This window comes from Yersinia massiliensis (genome assembly GCF_003048255.1).
Taxonomy (GTDB): Bacteria; Pseudomonadota; Gammaproteobacteria; order Enterobacterales; family Enterobacteriaceae; genus Yersinia; species Yersinia massiliensis_A.
Window position 1 is genome coordinate 4,965,577 of the sequence record NZ_CP028487.1, and the last position, 20,425, is coordinate 4,986,001.

Consider the following 20,425-nt stretch of genomic DNA (forward strand, 5'->3'; position numbering starts at 1 on the left):
AACGTGATGAATCTACATCATCTCACTGATTGGCTGCTGGCTCCGCAATACCTCGGCTGGCTGTGGGACGGTTTTCTGCTCACATTGTGGATCTCCGCTTGCACGGTCGTGGCCTCCACACTGTTGGGTTTTTTGTTGGCTGCGGCCAGAGACAGCGAAAACAAAGTACTACAGTGGTTTGCCATGGGCTATAGCACGGTATTTCGCAATACACCGCTGCTGATCCAACTGTTTTTTTGGTACTTTGCGGCGAGCCAAATTTTACCCGCCTCTTGGATCCCCTGGCTCAATACCCCCCATGAAATCACCGCGTTTGGCGTCACACTGAATTGGCCCTCATTCGAATTTTTAGCCGGTTTTATCGGGTTGACCCTCTATTCCACCGCTTTTATTGCGGAAGAGTTGCGGTCGGGTATCAGTGGTGTGGCTAAGGGGCAAAAATATGCTGCGCATGCGTTGGGGTTAACGGGATGGCAATCGATGCGCTATGTCGTGCTGCCACAAGCGTTGAAAATCGCGATGCCGCCTTTGTTAGGCCAATACATGAATATTATTAAAAACTCATCGCTAGCGATGGCGATTGGTGTTGCTGAGCTTTCTTATGCTTCCCGCCAAGTTGAAACCGAGACATTGCGGACGTTTCAGGCATTCGGTGTAGCAACCGTGTTGTATATCGCCATTATTGCGCTGATCGAGGCATGGGGCATGTGGCGTCAACAACGAACCGCAGTCCGGGGGCATTAAGATGGATTTCACCATTATTGCCGATAACTGGACTTACCTACTGTGGGGAACCTTTCCTGATGGGCCGCTGGGCGGGGCCGCATTAACCCTATTGATCAGCCTTATTGCAGGGGTTGCGTCCGCTATTTTAGGGACGATTTTAGGTGTTGCACTGGCGATGTCTCGGGGTGTTTTTGCGGGGATATTGGCGGCTGTTTTAGGGTTTTTCCGCGCCATTCCGGTCATTATGTTGATTTTTTGGACCTATTTCCTACTGCCAATAGTCTTCGGGGTGGATATTCCAGAAATCACGACCGTCGTTTGTGCGCTCGCCCTGATTGCATCTGCTTATCTGGCTCATGCGGTAAAAGCAGGGATTGTCGCGATCGGCGCTGGGCAGTGGCAGGCCGGTTTATCGCTCGGTTTTAACCGTTGGCAAGTTTTATGGTTTGTGGTGTTACCACAGGCGTTGCGCATGATGGTGCCATCATTTATTAATCAATGGATTTCATTGATTAAAGATACATCACTCGCTTACATCGTCGGAGTGAATGAGCTGACGTTTTTGGCAACTCAGGTCAACAACCGCAGCATGGTTTACCCGATGGAAGTTTTCCTGTTTGTGGCTCTGGTTTACTTTGTTTTATGTCTGGCATTGGATCTGCTGGCAAATGGCCTTAACCGCCGTTTCAGCCCGCAACATGCCATCGAGAAGCAAAGCGCCATTAAGCGATCATGGCGCTGGTGGCGTAATAAAGTGGCATTACCTGCCACTAGTCGCGGGTGATACGCCAGCCTTTTTCACGCCATAAGTCAGGCAATTGCTGCATATCATCGAACATTGTCACCAGTGGGTGATGTATCGGCTGGTTATGGGGGTCTGCGCAGTAGTAAAAGACCGGAATGCCCGCCGCGATCCCGGCGTGTGTTCCGGCAGCGGAGTCTTCCACCAAAATGCAGCGCTCAGCGGCAACTTGCATCTCCTCTGCTGCATGGTAAATCAACGCGGGATCGGGCTTCCAACGTTGAATGTCGTAGCCGCTGTAGAGCCGGTCTTCAAAAAACGGCCGTAAGCCCGTTAGGCCAAGAGAGTGCTGCATTTTACTGACCGGCCCGTTGGATACTACGCAAACCGGTAGGGTAATTTGCTCCAACAGCGCTCTTGCACCCGCAATAGGTTGTAATTCGGCATCAAATAAGCGCGCAACTTCTGCACGATACAGCTTCTCTAGCGTTTCAATCGGTTGGTTCAGGCCGTTCTCTTTGCTCACTAATGCCACGATTTCATTCAGTTTTACGCCTTTAAAGCGCTTAATTACTTCTTCCAATGATAAATGAATATCGTAGTGGGCAAACATGACAACGTAAGCTTGGCAGCACAGTACTTCGCTATCGACCAAGGTGCCATCGCAATCGAACATGACGCATTCTATCTGGTTCACTCCATCTCCTTATCTTCCAAGCGTATTTATCTCGATGAATCCTCCTCTTACTCTAATCATCTAGGTTTAGAATGCGACACCTATTCTCCTACAATCGATATTTCTCATATCAAATGAATAAAATTCAATAGGTTGAATAATACGCGCTAATATCATCACTAAGTTGCGCAACAAAGGCGATAAAAAACCCGTAAAAAAGAGTGTGATCCCGCTCAAAACAAGGGTTTTTTGTTATAGGATGTTCCCAACTATCACTCCCTTCTGCGGAACTCCATAAATGAGTACACCAAACCTTGATACTGAGCAGGGGCTGCTCGAACGTGTTTTTAAACTGAAACAACATGGCACCACGGCACGTACCGAGCTGATCGCCGGTATCACCACGTTTCTGACCATGGTCTATATCGTATTTGTTAACCCGCAAATTTTAGGGGTAGCGGGTATGGATGTGCAGGCCGTTTTCGTCACCACGTGTTTGATCGCCGCTTTTGGCAGTATTTTTATGGGTCTATTGGCGAACTTACCCGTAGCACTGGCTCCGGCCATGGGGCTAAACGCTTTCTTCGCGTTTGTGGTCGTTGGCGCGATGGGTATTTCATGGCAGGTTGGCATGGGTGCGATTTTCTGGGGCGCAATCGGTTTCCTTTTGCTCACTATTTTCCGCATTCGTTATTGGATGATAGCCAATATTCCGTTGAGTCTGCGTGTGGGGATCACCAGCGGTATTGGTCTGTTTATCGCCATGATGGGGCTGAAAAACGCCGGTATCGTGGTCGCCAATCCAGATACCTTGGTGGCTGTCGGTAATTTGACCTCGCATAGCGTGCTGCTCGGCGCTTTGGGCTTCTTTATTATTGCGGTGTTGGCATCGCGCAATATCCACGCTGCGGTACTGGTTTCTATCGTCGTGACCACCTTGATCGGTTGGGCGCTGGGCGATGTTCACTATACTGGCCTCTTCTCTATGCCACCGAGTGTGACTTCAGTCGTTGGGCAGGTGGATCTGGCTGGGGCATTGAACATTGGTATGGCGGGGATCATTTTCTCCTTCATGCTGGTTAACTTGTTCGACTCATCCGGCACATTGATCGGCGTAACAGATAAAGCCGGCTTAACCGATAATAAAGGCAAGTTTCCTCGCATGAAACAAGCGCTGTACGTCGACAGTATCAGCTCTGTCGCCGGTGCGTTTATCGGTACTTCCTCAGTAACTGCTTATATCGAAAGCTCATCGGGTGTTTCAGTCGGTGGTCGTACGGGCTTAACGGCTGTCGTCGTGGGTATCCTGTTCCTGTTGGTGATGTTTATTTCACCTTTGGCGGGGATGGTACCTGCCTATGCGGCGGCGGGTGCACTGATTTATGTGGGTGTATTGATGACGTCGAGCTTATCCCGCGTTAAGTGGGATGATTTGACCGAAGCTGTTCCTGCCTTTGTGACCGCGGTGATGATGCCGTTTAGCTTCTCCATTACGGAAGGTATCGCGCTGGGCTTTATCTCTTATTGCTTGATGAAGTTGGGGACAGGTCGCTGGCGTGAAATCAGCCCATGCGTGGTGGTGGTTGCGCTGCTGTTTGTGCTGAAAATAGCTTTTGTTGACCATTAATTATCAGTGATTAGCCAATGACTGTTGGGATTAACCATTGATTGAAAACGCCCCCATTGTAGACACCGAGGGTGGGGGCGTTTTGGAATTGTTTTAGGCTTTAAATTGATTATTTTAGGCTTTCAATTGAGCGCTGATTTGTTCCAGTGCTTTAGTGGCACATTGTGCATCCAGATGCCCACCCGGCGCACCGGCAACACCTACCGCACCGACAACTTCATCGCCCGCTTTCACTGGTACACCGCCACCTAACAACAAGAAGCCTGGGATATCTTTCAGGTTGTTAGCTGCTGGTGTTTTTTGGCTGTTTTCCATCACTTGCCCGCTTGGCGTTTTAGTGGATAGTGCCGTAAATGCTTTTTGTTCGCTGGCTTTAACGGTATGTGGGCCTGCATTGTCACCACGCAGTACGGTTTTAATGATACCCGCACGATCGACCACGGTGACGGAGACGTTGTAGCCATCAGCCTGACAAACCGCAAGGGTACGGCTCGCTAAATCGCTGGCCAGCGCCAAAGAAATATTACGTTCAGTGTTTAGACCCGCCGCAGAGGCTTGTGTTAACAGGCCGATGAATAAGGCAGAAGTAAGGGCAATAGGCTTGATCATAGAGAATCCTTATTGTTAGCAACGTGATTTCATCACAATGTCATCATCCTACGGTGATAAGTGGTGAAAAAACATTCGGCTAATTACCCGTTTTGATCCGTAGATCTACCTAGTTCTCGGTGTTCGACGTGACTTAATGTTCTGTGAGGATATGGCCATTATATTAATGGCGCGTAATGATGTATGAGCAATGCCAACGAGTTAACGTCCAGTTTTGCAAAGATATTGGCGCGATGGGCTTCCACTGTTCGAGGTGAAAGGGACAATATATGTGCAATTTGCTTGCTGGTTTCACCCTGAATAATCAGGGCGGCAACCTCTCTTTCGCGGGCGGTCAGTTGGCTAAATAACTGCTGATAACCTTTCTGTTGGCGATGGGCGGCTAGCGCTTGCTCATGTTGTTCCAACGCCAAACTGATGGTTTCAATCAACACATCGGCATCAATCGGTTTGGTCAGAAACTCCAGTGCGCCACCTTTGAAGGCGCGGCGACACAATTCAATATTGCCATGCCCCGTCATTATGATGACCGGAAGCGCACTATCACGAGCTTGAATGGCTTCCAATACGGCCATACCACTTTTACCGGGCATTCTGATATCCACTAGCACGCAGCTAGGGTGGGTCACCGCCAAAGTATCGAGGAACGCCTGCCCATTACTGAAGGCTTTGACTTCCCAGCCCATGGTCGCGAGCAATACGGTGAGCGCGGCGCGTACACCTTCATCGTCATCAATCAGATAAATGTGTTTAGTCATGCGTACTCCCTGTGGTTGTGATGGGGAAAGTCAGCGTAAAGCAGGCACCGCCCTGTTCACTGTTCCCTGCTTTTATGTCCCCGCCCATGCGTTGTACCAATGTTTCGCACAGCGTTAACCCCAGCCCTAATCCACTCTCACGGGTCGTATAGAACGGGGTAAACAGGTTATCTAACTGCTCATTGCTAAGCCCCGGCCCGTTATCTTCAATCTGGATCATCCATTGCTTGGGGTGAACAGTCACGGTGAAATAAATCTTGGGCGTGGGGGTATGTTGCAGGACATGAATTGCGTTACTGAGTAAATTATGAAGAACTTGCTCCAGCCAAAGTGGGTCACTTTGTAGCGGTGGTAAATGTGCGGGGATATTGCTACGAACCGTCACATTGGCGGCAATAATCTCTTGGTTTAACAGCATATTCACTCGCCGCCAGATATCGGCCACGATAACCGGTTGTAGATTTATTTGCCCACGACTCAGCAGGGTTCGCAGGCGGTCGAGCAGCGCGGCAATCCGCTTGATTTGCTCAACGGATGCGGTCAGCAGCGGCGCGACTTTTTCATCCTGCGGCGGTAACAATCGCAGCGCTGTCTGGTTATAGGTCAGCGTGGCGGTCAGGGGCTGGTTTAACTCATGGGCGATACCTGTTGCAATCTCCCCCATGGCATTAAGTCTGGCTTGGTCGGCGAATTTAGCCCGTTGCTCAGCATGTAGGCGGTGTTGTGCCAGTTGTTGCCACCGATGCCAACCATATAGCGCTGCACCCGTTAGCAGTGAAAGTAACAATGCGGTTAACCAAGGTAAATTGCGCCAAATCGGCGTGGCATGCCCAATTAGGGTAAATGACTGTGCTCCTTCCCCTAATGGTTTTTGCCATTGCCAGAAGCTTTTTGCTGCAGAGTGGCCCAGCTCTGCGAGTTGATGCTGTTGATAGCGCAATACCACACTGTCAAAATTGGCGGGTAACCCCACAACCTCGAGTAAACGCATCCCATTCACTTTCAAGCCGCTGCCGCTATAGGAATTAGAGAGCCAATAATCGTCACCCTCAATTTTCAGGGTAAGCCGGCCTGCTTTTGAACGGTCCGCTGTCATTTGTTCGATGGCGGTCAATTGCGGGAAATGGCGTTGCAGTTGCGTGAGTTGATTCGGTTCAAGTGTCAAAAAAAGCAGCGCCTGCTGTTGAGCCAATTGTTGGCTCAGTTCACGATGCGTAGTGCGAAAATCAGCTTCACGTTCAGCTTGTTGTGTGTTCAGCCCATACCACCCTAACCAGAGTGAGTAGAGAAGGGTCAGCATCAGCCAAACTATGATTTTTATGGCCATCGGTCAGCAGTATCCGCAATAGAGAGGCAAGTGTGGGGACAAAATAACTCCCCAATGCCCATCAAGGGGTGGGGAGCTTCAGGGTTGTCACGATAAAAATTTACTTCACGCGAACACGATCGATGTAAGTCGCAAAAGCGGCAAGTTGACCGGTCAGAAAATCTAATGTTCCTTGCTCGACCAGCTCTTTGGCCTGCTCATCCACTTTAGTTTGAATCACTCCGCCCATAAATTCAGGCTTATTCATCACCATCGCATCGAGGAAAACCAAAATTTGGCGCAGGTGATACTGGCAACGTGCACCGCCAATCGGCCCCATCGAGCTGGTTTGGATTGCAACCGGTTTACCCGCAAGCGGCTGATTCGGTAAACGGGAAAGCCAGTCGATAGCATTCTTCAATCCGCCGGGTACGGAATAGTTATATTCCGGCGTCACAATAATCACACCATCCGCTTGGCGTATTTGGTCAGCAATAGCCTGAACCGCAGCAGGAATACCCTCTTCTTGCTGGACATCAGCATCATAAAGCGGAATGTCGCGAATAGAGGGCAGTGCTTCAATAGTGACACCCGCAGGGGCTAATTTTGGCAGCGCACGGGCCACCATCGCGTTGTAAGAACCACTGCGCAAACTACCCAACAGGGTAACAATTTTAAGGGATTGCTGTGACATGACTTACTCCCATTCAGTAAATGAATAACACTATTTCACACTCAGAGTAGGACAAATTTGCGCGACATAACAATGACTATCTGCCGTGTTACCCCTATAAATTTCACTTAAGCGATCACGACTTGCGTGCTTATTACACAGAAATTGTGATCGCCGGAGAGAAACAGAAAAATCGTTTCAATCCGTTATCAAGTCTCTGCGCGAAATGCCGTTAATAGATCTGGAGCTATCCAGCTCTCTGACATTGAGCGACACGATAATGCTAAAAACCACTCAAGCCCGATTCACCTTACTCGTTAGTGCCTTTTTTATTCTTTTGCTAATAATCACGGTTGTGGTTATTCAGCTTTTTGTGACACCACAACTCAAACAATCTGAGAGCACCATTGTAGGTAACAGTGTTGACCAAATCGCGACGGCCATTACGGCGCAGATGAATAAAGTGGAAGCACAAGCCCGCAGTATTACTCAGGCTGTTGCCATTATGGACAGCAATGCCATTGACTCATTATTACCGGGGTTGGTGGATCAATATGGCGACAGTAATGTCTTCGGTGGCGGTATTTGGCCATTGCCGAATAAACGAGAGCAAGGGGTGACGAAATTCAGCACCTTTTTTGCCCGTAATGGGGAAAATAAGTTAACGGTTAACACCCATTGGAACTCGCCGGAATCACAGAATTATTTTGAACAGCCGTGGTACAAAGATGGCTTAAATGCGCCCAAAGGCTTCTGTGCTTGGGCTAAAGCTTATCAGGATGATGCCAGCCCGCAGCCGAGAACTAACTGCGCTATGGCTATCTATAAAGGCAATGAGATATATGGTGTTTCAACCATTGATGTCACTTTAGGTTTCTTTAACCGCTTAGTGAAAGAGATGGAGCAGAAAGTGAACGGCACTATCTTGATTGTTGAAGCGGATGGCAAGATTGTCGGGAGTAGCGCGTTAGCAGACGGTAAGGCAGAACTAAAAAATCTGTCTGACTTTACTGGCAGTTTGCCAATGGCGGCAGAAACGCAGCGGTTGTTACCGCAAATGAAAGATCTCACCTCGCTGGAAAGCGAGTATGACGTCGATGGCACCTCTCACACCCTGTTTATTCGCCCAATCGCCAATAGCCCTTGGTATTTGGTTACTGACCTGCCCACCAGCCTTTTGGTAAAGCAAAGTCATAGCATCCTGATGCATTTAGGGTTAGTGCAGATCCCTATTATGTTGTTATTGCTGCTATTCCTTGTGTTCTCTATCCGCGTCTTTATGAAGCGTTTAGCGAATCTAAACGAAAATATCACCGCACTGTCTGCGGGCGGGGCTGATTTAACTCAGCGCTTACCAGAAAGCAGTAGTCCGGAGTTCAACGCCATTAACCAGAGCTTCAACGCATTTATCGACTATTTACAGCAAATGATGCGTCAGGTTGGTGAAAGCAGTTTGGCCATTGCCTCGGCGTCACGTCAAATCGCCAGCGGTAACCTGGATTTATCTGCCCGTACTGAAGATCAAGCCAGCTCCATTGAAGAGACGGCGGCGTCGATGGATGAACTCACCAGTACCGTTAAACAAAATGCGGATAACGCCAGCCACGCCAACCAACTGGCAATGGATGCATCGACTGTGGCCGTGAAAGGCAGCACCGTGGTGAAACAGGTGGTGGATACCATGGGTTCCATCAATCACTCCTCGAAGAAAATTGTCGATATCATTAGTGTGATTGACAGTATTGCCTTCCAAACCAACATCTTGGCGCTGAATGCGGCAGTTGAGGCCGCCAGAGCGGGGGAACAAGGCCGTGGTTTTGCCGTCGTGGCGTCAGAGGTGCGTAATTTGGCGCAACGTTCGGCCACCTCTGCCCGCGAGATTAAAAAGCTGATTGAAGACTCGGTGGCTGATATCGCCATTGGTACAGGATTAGTGGCTGATGCGGGGACGACCATGGATGACCTGATGAGCGGTGTTTCCAATGTGGCGGCACTGATGAATGAAATCATGTCGTCCAGTCAGGAGCAAAGTTTGGGTATCGAACAGGTTAATTTGGCGATTAATCAGCTGGATAACTCTACTCAGCAAAATGCGGCGCTGGTGGAACAAGTGGCCGCCGCTGCTCAGGCGATGCAGGATCAAACCTTGCAGCTAGAAAGTGTGATTAGCGGCTTTAAGGTCTAAGTTTTGTTATTGAGATAGATGAATCAAGAAGATAGCTGAAAAAGTGCCCTTTACGGAGAGGGCAAGCAGATCGTAAAGACGCCGTAAAATCATCCCTGATGGCTCGAGCCGCGCCATCCTTGGCGCGGACGCTTTACTCTTCTGCCTGTCCTCACCGTTCCAGATCGCGTCATCGTTGTTTGTTAGCAGCCTGAAAGGGGCCGATCAGATTTGGCCCCTTTCATTATTCACGGCGGATTTTACGCGCAAATAAATTCCCCAGCGATTGGATGAGTTGCACGGTGATAATTAAAACAATGACTGTCGTCACCGTCACAAAAGTATCAAAGCGTTGATAACCGTAGGTAATGGCTAAATCACCGATACCGCCGCCGCCCACAGTTCCCGCCATCGCGGTTGCACCAATGAGACCAATAGTAGCCGTGGTGAGCGCTAATATTAACGATGAGGAGGCTTCAGGTAATAGAAAATACCAAATTGCCTGCAATGGGGTTGCGCCCATCGATTTTGCAGCTTCCAAAATGCCGGGATTCACGTCCAGTAATGAGTTCTCAACCAATCGGCCAATATAGGGGGCGATAAAAATAATCAGTGGCACAATCGCCCCTGGTGTTCCTATCGTGGTATTCACGATAAGGCGCGTTAAAGGAATAATGGCGACCATCAGAATAATAAACGGCAGTGATCGAATGATATTGATCACTGGATTGAGAATATTATAAAAGGCTCGATGATTAATTAAGCCCCCTGGCCGCGTCACAACCAATAAAATACCCAACGGGATACCAATTAGAGAACCGATCATCAATGAAATACTGACCATCACCAGTGTGTCGTGGAGCGCTTGAATAAATTGGTCCAATGTAATGGCCGTTTCTATCATCAACTTATTTCCTGTATATCAATACCGGTGCCTGACAGATAACTGACGGCATCATCTATGGTGTGATTCTCGCCGGTTAATAACAACACCATATGGCCAAGTGTGGTGCTTTGTATCTCTGACATGTTGGCAAAGAGAATATTCACGCCAATGTCATATTGCCTGATGAGCTGATTGATCACGGGTTGTGTGGCTATCGGCCCCATAAATGCCAATCGGAATTGTCGGCCAGCATGGCTGTTATTCAATAGCTTCTTCACGCTGTCCGGTAAGCTATCTTTGATGACGGTGCGGACAAAATTGGCAGTGGTAGGGTGTGTTGGGTGACCAAATACGGTTAAGACCGATCCTTGCTCAATAATCTGGCCACTCTCCATCACTGCGACTTTATTGCATATTTTTTGAATCACTGACATCTCGTGGGTGATCAGCAAAACCGTAATATTGTATTGCTGATTAATTTTCTTCAGTAATAACAATATTTGCGCAGTCGTCTGCGGATCCAATGAGGATGTAGCTTCATCACAAAGTAGAATTGACGGATTGGTTGCCAGTGCGCGCGCAATACCAACGCGCTGTTTCTGTCCACCGGATAATTCGTTTGGGAAGCTCAGGCTTTTATCGCCTAACCCAACAAAATCAAGCAGTTCAGCGACACGTTCCTGAATGAATGCCTTATTTTTCCCCAATAATATGAGCGGCATCGCGACATTTTTAAAAACGGTCTTTGATTCCAATAAATTAAAATTTTGGAAAATCATGCCAATGTTTTTTTTCAGTAGTCTGAGCTGCTCTTGGCTAAAATCACGCAGATTTTTACCATCAATGATCACATTGCCCAATGTCGGGCTTTCTAGCGAGTTAACCATCCGTAATAGGGTGCTTTTCCCTGCACCGCTATAACCGATGATGCCAAATATATCGCCATCTTCGACGGTTAAACTGACATTTTTTAGCGCTTGTAGTTTGATCCCTTTGCGCTCAAATGTTTTAGAAATATGCTGAAGCTCAATCATCAGATTATTCCATTAGTTCAGATAATCAGGCAGCATATAACCCGTATATTTATCATTTTCTAAAATATACTTTTTGAATTCAGGGGAGTGATATCCGGCAATAATATCTTTCGCAAACTCCGCGTCTTTATTCTTACCCGCAACTGTCACCACATTGACAAATTGCGTCGTTGGTTTTTCAAGCTGTAAAGCAGAGGTGAGTTTTATGCCATTAGAAACGGCGAAGTTACCTTGAATAGCGCCAAAATCAACATCCGGCAGCGCCCTGACTTGTTGGGCATTATCCATCTCTTTGATCACCAAATGATAAGGGTTCTCTGCGATGTCTTTTTGTGAGAATGTCGCTGGGTCGATTTTCTCTTTCAGCTTTATCCAGCCAATAGATTGCAGCAAGAGAGCGGCTCGGTATTCATTGGAAGGTTGATTCGGGACTGAAACCCATGCGCCATCTTTGGGCTTATCTTCTTTTTGGTGTTTATTGGAATAGAGTCCCATTGGCGGAGTGGGGACTTGAACAATACCGGTATTATCAATGCGTAGTCGGTCATTTATTGCTTGCAGGTAAATAGGGTGCTGCATGATATTGCCATCTATTTCCCCCGTGCTGACAGCATTGTTGACCTGAATACCATCATTGAAGTCTTTATATTCAATGCTGTAGCCTTTCTTTATCAAATAAGGCGCCACGCCTTTCTCGAATTGTTCTTTATAAGGGCCAGGATTAAACCCTAACTTAATTAATTTCTTCTCATCACTGTGCGCGTTCAGCGAAGTTAAAATCATTAAGCTAAAAAGTGGTATTGCCAGTGAACGCGTTTTCATCATTATTTCCCTGCGGAATCAAGATTAATGCAGTGCCTAAAGGCGAATTGATTCACAAGGTTGCAGGCGATCGCGTTGTCCGTAAACGAAGAATATAGACTTAGCTTATGCAATATAAAGATATAGCGCTGATGGGGAGTATAAGGGGCCTGAAGCCCAACCGTACGAAAACGTACGCTAAGCGCATTTTTTAATCATCTCCTAATGTACAGGCCGGCGAAGTTATTTTCACAAAGGTTCTGCTTGGAGACGCTCAGTGGTGGGTACATACTCAGAAAAAGATACTGCCAATTTTTGGCAGTATCTGGTCAAAAGCTGGCTAATTGTATTCTGAGAGATGTCGTCATATGTCACGAGTTCAACGCTTACTTGATTTAATGCAGATTTTGCGCAGCCATCGGTTTCCTGTTACCGGGGCACATTTGGCTTCGGAGCTTGGGATAAGTCTTCGCACGCTCTACCGTGATATAGGAATATTACAAAAGCAAGGTGCGAGCATTGATGGAGAGCCAGGCCTTGGCTACGTCTTGCGGCCTGGCTTCATGCTTCCCCCACTTATGTTTTCGGAGGACGAAATCGAGGCGCTCGTTCTGGGATCTCGTTGGGTTACCGATCGCGGTGATGTTAAGCTCAGTGCCGCTGCTCGAAGTGCTCTCACCAAGATAGCGGCTGTTCTACCTAATGATTTATGCAATGTACTCGATGCAACTGCCCTGCTTGTTGGGCCCGGGGCTAGTGTCACGGCAGGAGATGAGGAGATACTTCAAATTCGTCGGGCCATTCGTGCCGAGTGCAAGCTTGAGGTCAGCTATTGCAACCTCAACAGTGTTGAATCCACGCGAACAATCTGGCCTTTTGCACTCGGCTATTTTGATCATGTCCGCGTTCTTGTTGCATGGTGCGAGCTGCGTCAGGAATTCCGACACTTTCGCACTGACAGAATTTCATCTTTAAAAATTACGGAACAGCGTTATCCGCGACGGCGGCAGGTTCTTTTAAAAGAGTGGCGCGAAATCGAAGGTATTTCTCCGCAGTAGTCTCTCACTACTGACATATTCTGGCAGTAGTCCAGTTTAGTATTGAATTGTGGTCTGTATCAGCCCATTTAATTCAACAATGCGGAGCAATATTATGACTGATCCTAATTTTATCATTTTGTATGTAGACAGCCCAGCGAACAGCACCGTTTTCTATGAAGACCTCCTTGGGAAAAGACCAATCGAAGAATCACCTACTTTTGCCATGTTCGCCCTTAGTTCAGGCGTTATGCTTGGGTTGTGGTCGAAGCATACTGTTGAGCCGGCGGCGATAGCAACCGCTGGCTGTGGTGAACTGGCCTTTGCCGTTGCCAGCAACGATATGGTCAATACCATGCATGCTGACTGGAGTGGTCGTGGTCTGACTACCTTGCAAACACCGACTGATATGGATTTTGGTTATACATTTGTTGCGCTTGACCCCGATGGTCATCGTCTCCGTGTTTTTGCGCCGTCTGCACGATGAGTAACAACTGGATTGCCGTGGCCTCAGCAGAGCATGTTCGAATTGGCAGAGTTGGCGGTTTTATGCAGGTCTGTCATGGCAAGGCGACCCCATTGCGACGTGTTAAACCGGGGGACCGTATTGCTTACTACTCTCCAACGCTTAAGTTTGGTAGCAACAAAAAACTACAGATTTTCACTGCTATCGGTATTGTCAAATCGGGAGAACCCTACCAGTTCGATATGGGGGATGGATTTTGTCCTTTCCGACGTGATGTGTCATGGCTCCATGCTAATGAATCGCCTATTCGGCCAATCTTGGATGTTCTGGAATTTTCAGCAGGTAATAGAAACTGGGGATACCAACTTCGATTTGGTATTTTTCAGATTAGCGATCATGACTTCAAAGTCATAGCCGCTGAGATGAACGCGGAACTAAGGATGTGATTAGTCTGTAATAACAATAATATCTCGACCGTCAGGTTGGCCTATACCCTAACCTGACGTCAGGCCAGATAATGAGAACTGTCAGAATACTCCGGTATGCAGGCGGCACTGGCACATTTACGTGATGAGGGTGAAGCCATAAATGAAGACGATGAATCCCGGCTGTCACCACTGCGCCATGCACATATTAATATGCTGGGTCACTACACATTCACGCTGGCAGAACAGGTAACTAAAGGACAGCTAAGGACACTTAAGCAAGCGGAAGAGAGCGATGAATGGCCTTTATAATTATCTTTCGTCATGGCAGCGAAAGCACCAGTTTGGTTAAAAAACATACTTAGCGTACATTTTCGTACGGTTGGGCTTCAGACCCCTATAAGGGGAAGTGGAATGAAACCCGCGACGCCGTGATATTGCAGCGCAGCGGGTTTTATCGCGATAAATCTGAGCTTAGCCCTGAATCAGATTAGGGATTTTCACATCAGGGTTCACGTCGGCGTCATAGTCAACACCGTCGATGGAGAAGCCAAACAGATTAAGGAACTCTGTTTTATAGCCAACAAAATCAGTCAGTTGATAGATATTGTCGTTGGTGACTTGGTCCCACAATTGCTGTACTTCATTTTGAACCGCTGGATCCAGCTCTTTATAGTCAGCACGCAGGCGGCCTTCTTGGTCCATATGCGGCGTGTTGCCACACAGACTGTCTTTATACAGCGAATAGACCTGCTCGATACAACCTTCGTGCGTGCCTTTCTCTTTCATCACTTTGAATAACAGTGACAAATACAGTGGCATCATTGGAATGGCCGAGCTGGCTTGGGTGACAACCGCTTTCAGTACTGATACGCGAGCATCGCCGCCGCCGTGGGCTGACAAGCTATTACGGATAGCCAGAACTTTTTGGTCCAGATCCTTTTTGGCTGCGCCAATAGAACCGTTCCAATAGATATCATGGGTGATTTTTTCGCCTAAGTAGGTGAAAGCGGTAGTTTGCGCGCCTTCAGCCAGTACACCCGCTTCCAGTAATGCATCCATCCACATCTGCCAGTCTTCGCCGCCCATAACCGCAACCGTGTTGTCGATCTCTTCTTGGGTGGCGGGTTGCAGTACGGCTTCTTTGATCACTTCTTTGTCGGTATCAAGGCCACGGAACTTAACTTCATGACCAATTGGTTTTAGTGTGGAGTTAAACACTTCACCGGTTTTTGGGTGTGTACGACGTGGCGAAGCCAAGCTGTAAATGACCTGATCCACCTGACCTAAGTCTTGTTTGATCGTTTCGATGGTCAGTTGCTTAATCTTATCGGAGAAAGCATCGCCATTGATGCTCTTCGCGTACAGACCTTTTTGCTCAGCAAATTTATGGAATGCCGCGCTATTGTACCAACCAGACGTACCAGGTTTGCCCTCTTCGCCAGGACGTTCGAAGAAAACACCCAACGTATCGGCACCACAACCAAATGCTGCTGTAATGCGAGCGGCCAGTCCGTATCCAGTCGATGCACCAATGACTAATACTCTTTTTGGGCCGTTAGCAATTGCGCCTTCTGCGGTGACATAGTCGATTTGCTTTTTGACGTTAGCTTCGCAACCAGTCGGGTGAGCAGTCACACAGATAAAGCCGCGTACACGTGGTTTTATAATCATGGATACCTCAAATTTATGGATACAGTTAAGTGTTCGAGCCACTGGCATTACCGGTTATCATCACTCAGGTAAGCTGCACAGTTCAGACACATAGAGCAAGATTATCAAAATTAACGGCAATCTGCTCCAGCGCGATGGCACTACACTCATTTTCCGATACAAAAACTGGAGAAAATACGCCCCAGTAAGTCATCTGAGCTAAATTCACCGGTAATTTCACTCAATGACTGTTGTGCTAAACGTAATTCTTCTGCCAATAGCTCACCAGCGTAAGCACTTACTAACTGTTCATGGCCCTGTACCAAATGCTGTGCGGCAGTTTCCAATGCCTGCAAATGGCGACGGCGTGCCAGAAAACCGCCTTCGGTGTTACTGGTAAAGCCCATACTCTGTTTCAAATGGTCTCGTAGCAGGTCAATGCCTTCACCTGTGCGCGCCGATAAGCGAATAAGTGAGTGACCATTCACTTCTGTTAGTCCCAGCGTCTCGCCGGTGACATCGGCCTTATTACGCACGACAGTAATCGGGAGTGATGAAGGCAAGCGCGCCATAAATTCAGGCCAAATCGCCGCCGGTTCAGTCGCCTCTGTTGTGGTGCCATCGACCATAAACAGCACTCGGTCAGCTTGTTCTATCTCATTCCAAGCACGTTCAATACCAATGCGCTCAACTTCGTCACTGGCTTCACGTAAACCTGCGGTATCGATGATATGCAGTGGCATCCCATCGATATGAATATGTTCGCGTAGTACATCACGGGTGGTCCCTGCGATATCGGTGACAATCGCCGCTTCACGGCCTGCTAACGCATTGAGTAAACTGGATTTACCGGCATTAGGTCGGCCCGCAATCACCACTTTCATCCCTTCGCGCAGCAAGCTGCCTTGGCGAGCTTCAGTACGCACCTGCTCCAAGTCAGCCATCACACCGTTCAACTGGCCTTCAATCTTACCATCTGAAAGGAAGTCGATTTCCTCATCAGGGAAGTCAATGGCTGCTTCGACGTAGATTCGCAGGTGAGTAAGTGCTTCCACCAATTGGTGGATACGCGTTGAAAATGCGCCCTGTAATGAGTTTACTGCCGAACGCGCAGCTTGCTCTGAACTGGCATCGATCAGGTCAGCAATGGCCTCTGCTTGTGCCAAATCCAGTTTATCGTTGAGGAATGCACGCTCAGAGAACTCCCCTGGACGGGCAATACGCAGCCCTGGCAGGGCCAGAATACGCTTTAATAGCAAATCGAGTATGACTGGGCCGCCGTGACCTTGCAGCTCCAGCACGTCCTCGCCCGTGAAAGAATTCGGACCAGGGAAGTAGAGAGCAATGCCTTGATCCAACGTACTGCCATCGACATCTTTAAACGGCAGATAGTCGGCATAACGTGGTTTGGGCAATTTTCCTAAAACCGCTTGCGCAACGACAGCAGCGGCACGACCCGAAACACGTAAAATACCCACGCCACCACGGCCTGGCGGCGTTGCTTGTGCGACGATAGTATCAGTGGCGCTCATGGTCATATCTCTCTTTAACTTATTGTTTTTGCACAAGCCTGAAACACGAAAATCAGGCTTCTGTAAAAAGAATAAGGCGGTCATATTGACCGCCTCTATACCCGCCTTACTTGACGTTACCGCGTTGTGAGCTGCCTCTCACTCAAATCAGTTTTCGACCGATTTGTTGCTGATTGGCAACCTAACGGCAACGCCAATAAATTTGGGTACTCATCCTATTAAGACTGTTTTTTCTTATCGCGGCTGTGTAAGCCACGTTTTTCCAGACCACGATAAATCAACTGTTGTTGCAGGATGGTCACCAAGTTACTGACGATATAGTACAGTACCAGACCAGCCGGGAACCACAGGAAGAACACAGTGAAGATAACTGGCATGAATGTCATGATCTTCTGCTGCATCGGGTCAGTCACCGTTGTCGGTGACATCTTCTGAATGAAGTACATGGTGATACCCATCAGAATTGGCAGAATGTAGTACGGGTCTTGTGCTGACAGGTCATGGATCCACAAGATGAATGGCGCATGACGCAATTCAACCGAGCTCATCAACATGTAGTACAACGCCAAGAAGATCGGCATCTGAATGATCAGCGGTAAGCAGCCACCCAGTGGATTCACTTTCTCAGCTTTGTACAGCGCCATCATTTCCTGACTCATACGCTGCTTATCGTCACCGATTCGCTCACGCATGGCGGCCAGTTTAGGCTGCAGTAAACGCATTTTCGCCATCGAGGTGTATTGCGCCTTCGTCAGCGGGTACATGATACCGCGCACGATAAAGGTGATAACAATGATGGAGAAGCCCCAGTTACCGACAAAGCTGTGAATGAATTTCAGCAGTTTGAACAGTGGCTGAGAAATAAACCACAACCAACCATAATCAACAGTCAGGTCCAAATGTGGCGCGATAGCCGCCATTTTGTCCTGAATTTCTGGACCCACCCACAGGGTGGCACTCAGTTGTTTCTGCTCGCCCGGTTGAATAACGACTGGCGCACCCTTGAAGCCGATAGCCGCTAAACCATTACCTAAATCAGCAGAGTAGAAGGTGTTAGTTTCGTTAGCCGTTGGAATCCACGCTGTTGCGAAATACTGCTGCAACATCGCCACCCAACCACCTTTAGTGCTGACATCTAGGTTTTTATCTTCGATATCACTAAAGCTGTATTTCTTGTATTTAGTTTCATCAGAAGAGTAAGCCGCACCACGGTAAGTATGCAGCGCAAAGTTATTGCTGCCGGTATCACGGTGTTTAGGCAGATTGATACTTTGTTTTAATTGGCCAAACAGCGTCAGCTCCAGCGGGGCAGCAGAGGCGTTCTTAACGTGATAATCCACGCCAATGGCGTAGTCATTACGTTTCAGCACAAAAGTCTTGATGAAAACAGAGCCGTCTTTACCGGTAAAGGTCAATGGAATACGCAGTTCGTCCTGACCATCTGCTAATACAAAGCTGGTCTGTGGCGCTTCAAACAGCGGGCGCTCACCATTAGCTGGATTATCTGGGCCGTTTTTACCTGTCAGGCCACTTTGCGCCTGATAAATGAAAGCGGGGGTCGTTTCCAGTAATTCAAAAGTCTTATCTGAACCCAGAGCATCCGGGTAAGCCAGCAGGTTAGCCTGCTCGATGTCACCGCCACGGGTATTAATGGTCAGAGACAGGACATCTGTTTTTACCGTGATCAGTTGACCCTGACCACTGGCTGGCACAGCCTGGCTTGCTTTATCACCGGTTGCAGTATTCGTCGTCTGTTGCGTGGTCTGGGCTGTTGGTTGTGGATTGTTATCCACTTGCCAAGCTTGCCAGATCATGAAAGACACGAACAGCAGAGCGATGAGGAGAAGATTGCGTTGCGAATCCATCGTTAGTGTTCTCTGTTATCGTCGGGTTTCGGCGGCACGGGATCATCGCCACCTGGGTTCAAGGGGTGGCATTTTAATACGCGTTTCAGTGTTAACCAACTGCCTTTTATCATGCCAAACCGGTGCAATGCCTCAATTCCGTAATGAGAGCACGTGGGATGGAAACGACAACGCGGCCCCAACAGCGGACTTATCACGAGCTGATAGCCCCTGATTAGCCCGATCAGGATGCGGGAGCCTGGCGACAGTGGCGACGCCATAATTTTTCCAAAGCTTCCGTCAACGCACGGTTATCGAGGTCAGCCACACCTTTTTTCACCAAAACGACAAAATCCATAGACGGCAACGTGTGCTGATGCAAACGGAAGCTTTCGCGAGTGAGGCGTTTTATCCGATTACGTTCGTGGGCACGTTTGACATGTTTTTTGGCGACGGTAAGACCGATGCGGGGATGCCCCAGCTCGTTCAGGCGGCCGAGGATGGTGATTTGCGGCGTGCCAGCCCGTAGTGGTTGCTGGAAGACGAAAGTGAAATGACTGGGAGTTAACAAACGTAACTCCCTAGGAAATGCTAGCTTAACCATTGAGATGGTTAGCTTTTATTACTTAGAAACAGTCAGACGAGAACGGCTTTTCGCACGACGGCGAGCCAGAACTAGACGACCATTTTTGGTGGCCATACGAGCACGGAAACCGTGGCTACGGTTGCGCTTCAATACGGACGGTTGGAAAGTGCGTTTCATAGCGATTTCTACCTAAACTTAAAATAATTACTGATTCAGTAAACGCGTTTGGCTGCTCGGAGTGAAGACACCGACGCCTCAATCGCAACATATAAAGAAGCGGGATTGTAATAATTGTACAGTCCTGAGTCAATTGACATTGCGCACGCCCGCGCAGAAGTTTTCTGTTCGGGAGTTTACCAAGAGCCTGTCCGTGTTTACTGCTGGTATCTTTTTGACCAAGGCCATCGAGAAAACAGTCATCACACGTAGGGCTGAGGATTATACGGACTCCCACATAAATCGCAAGGATCGCCGTGAGATCCTTCGCGGAATAATAAGGATCAGTTGCCGGAAAAGGGGAAGGTAATACCAGTATAATCCGAAATATTTCGGGATTACTGATGATGAGGGGCACGAAAAGCTGTGCGCTGGGTTACACTCTGAGGAGAAGTTATGGCCTGTGGATAAAAAGGATCTAATCTGTGAGGAAGGGGAGGATCTATTGCTCCTTTTGCGCTATGATCCGCCATTCCGATCGCATCTATTGCTCTGGGATCACTACTCCAGGATCTCGGGGAGATGTAAGTCGCAAAAACAACCGAAAAACGGTTCGCATGTCATCCTGGCTTGCTACAGGTCTGATTGGCGTGTGTCAAAAACGATGAGTTGCAAAAAATTCTGATTTCTTTCTTTTATTGATCTTGTTCGAGTGGAGTCCGCC

At 48.3% G+C, this 20,425-nt stretch carries 21 protein-coding genes and 1 pseudogene; 8 read left to right on the forward strand and 14 right to left on the reverse strand.

Annotated elements, in window-relative coordinates:
• The first annotated feature begins 6 nt into the window (after positions 1-6).
• Both DA391_RS23040 and DA391_RS23045 read left to right on the forward strand, forming a co-directional pair.
• Positions 7-744: an amino acid ABC transporter permease gene (locus DA391_RS23040; RefSeq protein WP_019212641.1), complete on the forward strand. Its 738-nt coding sequence runs from the start codon at positions 7-9 to the stop codon at positions 742-744.
• A gap of 1 nt (position 745) precedes the next feature.
• Positions 746-1,510, forward strand: coding sequence for an amino acid ABC transporter permease (locus tag DA391_RS23045; protein WP_050874561.1), 765 nt, complete (start codon positions 746-748; stop codon positions 1,508-1,510).
• Here DA391_RS23045 and yieH read toward each other — a convergent pair.
• Complete coding sequence (gene yieH / locus DA391_RS23050; RefSeq protein WP_050083558.1) at positions 1,497-2,165, reverse strand: 6-phosphogluconate phosphatase; 669 nt, start codon at positions 2,163-2,165, stop codon at positions 1,497-1,499. The genes DA391_RS23045 and yieH overlap by 14 nt on opposite strands.
• A gap of 277 nt (positions 2,166-2,442) precedes the next feature.
• On the opposite strand from yieH, the gene DA391_RS23055 reads away from it, so the two are divergent.
• Positions 2,443-3,771, forward strand: coding sequence for an NCS2 family permease (locus tag DA391_RS23055; protein WP_019212644.1), 1,329 nt, complete (start codon positions 2,443-2,445; stop codon positions 3,769-3,771).
• Between the two features lie 114 nt (positions 3,772-3,885).
• On the opposite strand, the gene DA391_RS23060 is transcribed toward DA391_RS23055, so the two are convergent.
• From DA391_RS23060 to DA391_RS23075, 4 genes are all read right to left on the reverse strand, one after another.
• Entirely contained in the window at positions 3,886-4,380 is a 495-nt protein-coding gene (locus DA391_RS23060) for a GlcG/HbpS family heme-binding protein (RefSeq protein ID WP_019212645.1), read from the reverse strand.
• Between the two features lie 158 nt (positions 4,381-4,538).
• Positions 4,539-5,138: a response regulator transcription factor gene (locus DA391_RS23065; protein ID WP_050083560.1), complete on the reverse strand. Its 600-nt coding sequence runs from the start codon at positions 5,136-5,138 to the stop codon at positions 4,539-4,541.
• Positions 5,131-6,465: a sensor histidine kinase gene (locus tag DA391_RS23070; protein WP_050083562.1), complete on the reverse strand. Its 1,335-nt coding sequence runs from the start codon at positions 6,463-6,465 to the stop codon at positions 5,131-5,133. Before DA391_RS23070 ends, DA391_RS23065 begins: the two co-directional genes overlap by 8 nt.
• Positions 6,466-6,565: 100 nt before the next feature.
• On the reverse strand, positions 6,566-7,138 hold the full coding sequence (locus tag DA391_RS23075) for an NADPH-dependent FMN reductase (RefSeq protein WP_019212647.1): 573 nt from the start codon (positions 7,136-7,138) through the stop codon (positions 6,566-6,568).
• 259 nt (positions 7,139-7,397) lie between these two features.
• Between DA391_RS23075 and DA391_RS23080 the strand changes: the two genes are divergently transcribed.
• Positions 7,398-9,302: a methyl-accepting chemotaxis protein gene (locus tag DA391_RS23080; RefSeq protein ID WP_050287109.1), complete on the forward strand. Its 1,905-nt coding sequence runs from the start codon at positions 7,398-7,400 to the stop codon at positions 9,300-9,302.
• 223 nt (positions 9,303-9,525) lie between these two features.
• On the opposite strand, the gene DA391_RS23085 is transcribed toward DA391_RS23080, so the two are convergent.
• The 3 genes from DA391_RS23085 to DA391_RS23095 are packed head-to-tail and all read right to left on the reverse strand — an operon-like array spanning position 9,526 to position 12,023.
• Positions 9,526-10,185 (reverse strand): methionine ABC transporter permease, encoded by a 660-nt coding sequence (locus tag DA391_RS23085; RefSeq protein WP_167398245.1) that lies wholly within the window; start codon positions 10,183-10,185, stop codon positions 9,526-9,528.
• The gene (locus DA391_RS23090; protein WP_057651189.1) at positions 10,185-11,201 is read right to left on the reverse strand and encodes a methionine ABC transporter ATP-binding protein; all 1,017 of its coding nucleotides are present in this window, start codon (positions 11,199-11,201) and stop codon (positions 10,185-10,187) included. Before DA391_RS23090 ends, DA391_RS23085 begins: the two co-directional genes overlap by 1 nt.
• A 12-nt stretch (positions 11,202-11,213) precedes the next feature.
• The gene (locus DA391_RS23095) at positions 11,214-12,023 is read right to left on the reverse strand and encodes a MetQ/NlpA family ABC transporter substrate-binding protein (protein ID WP_049610266.1); all 810 of its coding nucleotides are present in this window, start codon (positions 12,021-12,023) and stop codon (positions 11,214-11,216) included.
• A gap of 347 nt (positions 12,024-12,370) precedes the next feature.
• Here DA391_RS23095 and DA391_RS23100 point away from each other — a divergent pair, with 347 nt between their 5' ends.
• From DA391_RS23100 to DA391_RS23115, 4 genes and pseudogenes are all read left to right on the forward strand, one after another.
• Positions 12,371-13,060: a helix-turn-helix transcriptional regulator gene (locus DA391_RS23100; protein ID WP_108088229.1), complete on the forward strand. Its 690-nt coding sequence runs from the start codon at positions 12,371-12,373 to the stop codon at positions 13,058-13,060.
• Between the two features lie 94 nt (positions 13,061-13,154).
• Complete coding sequence (locus DA391_RS23105; protein WP_049610260.1) at positions 13,155-13,526, forward strand: VOC family protein; 372 nt, start codon at positions 13,155-13,157, stop codon at positions 13,524-13,526.
• On the forward strand, positions 13,523-13,951 hold the full coding sequence (locus tag DA391_RS23110; protein ID WP_050287106.1) for an EVE domain-containing protein: 429 nt from the start codon (positions 13,523-13,525) through the stop codon (positions 13,949-13,951). Before DA391_RS23105 ends, DA391_RS23110 begins: the two co-directional genes overlap by 4 nt.
• 96 nt (positions 13,952-14,047) lie before the next feature.
• A pseudogene (locus DA391_RS23115) lies at positions 14,048-14,242 on the forward strand (Tn3 family transposase); the annotation flags it as partial.
• Between the two features lie 162 nt (positions 14,243-14,404).
• On the opposite strand, the gene fabV reads toward DA391_RS23115, so the two are convergent.
• The 6 genes from fabV to rpmH form a co-directional block, all read right to left on the reverse strand.
• Positions 14,405-15,604: an enoyl-ACP reductase FabV gene (gene fabV, locus DA391_RS23120; RefSeq protein ID WP_049610255.1), complete on the reverse strand. Its 1,200-nt coding sequence runs from the start codon at positions 15,602-15,604 to the stop codon at positions 14,405-14,407.
• A gap of 146 nt (positions 15,605-15,750) precedes the next feature.
• Positions 15,751-17,115 carry a tRNA uridine-5-carboxymethylaminomethyl(34) synthesis GTPase MnmE gene (mnmE, locus tag DA391_RS23125; protein WP_050287117.1) on the reverse strand — a complete coding sequence of 455 codons (1,365 nt, stop codon included), beginning with the start codon at positions 17,113-17,115 and terminating at the stop codon, positions 15,751-15,753.
• Between the two features lie 218 nt (positions 17,116-17,333).
• Complete coding sequence (yidC, locus tag DA391_RS23130; RefSeq protein ID WP_019212654.1) at positions 17,334-18,980, reverse strand: membrane protein insertase YidC; 1,647 nt, start codon at positions 18,978-18,980, stop codon at positions 17,334-17,336.
• Positions 18,981-18,982: 2 nt separating this feature from the next.
• The gene (gene yidD, locus DA391_RS23135) at positions 18,983-19,240 is read right to left on the reverse strand and encodes a membrane protein insertion efficiency factor YidD (RefSeq protein ID WP_071822482.1); all 258 of its coding nucleotides are present in this window, start codon (positions 19,238-19,240) and stop codon (positions 18,983-18,985) included.
• Positions 19,204-19,563, reverse strand: coding sequence for a ribonuclease P protein component (gene rnpA, locus DA391_RS23140; RefSeq protein ID WP_032814795.1), 360 nt, complete (start codon positions 19,561-19,563; stop codon positions 19,204-19,206). The genes yidD and rnpA overlap by 37 nt, the downstream gene beginning before the upstream one ends.
• 18 nt (positions 19,564-19,581) lie before the next feature.
• The gene (gene rpmH, locus DA391_RS23145; protein WP_019212655.1) at positions 19,582-19,722 is read right to left on the reverse strand and encodes a 50S ribosomal protein L34; all 141 of its coding nucleotides are present in this window, start codon (positions 19,720-19,722) and stop codon (positions 19,582-19,584) included.
• Between the last annotated feature and the right edge of the window lie 703 nt (positions 19,723-20,425).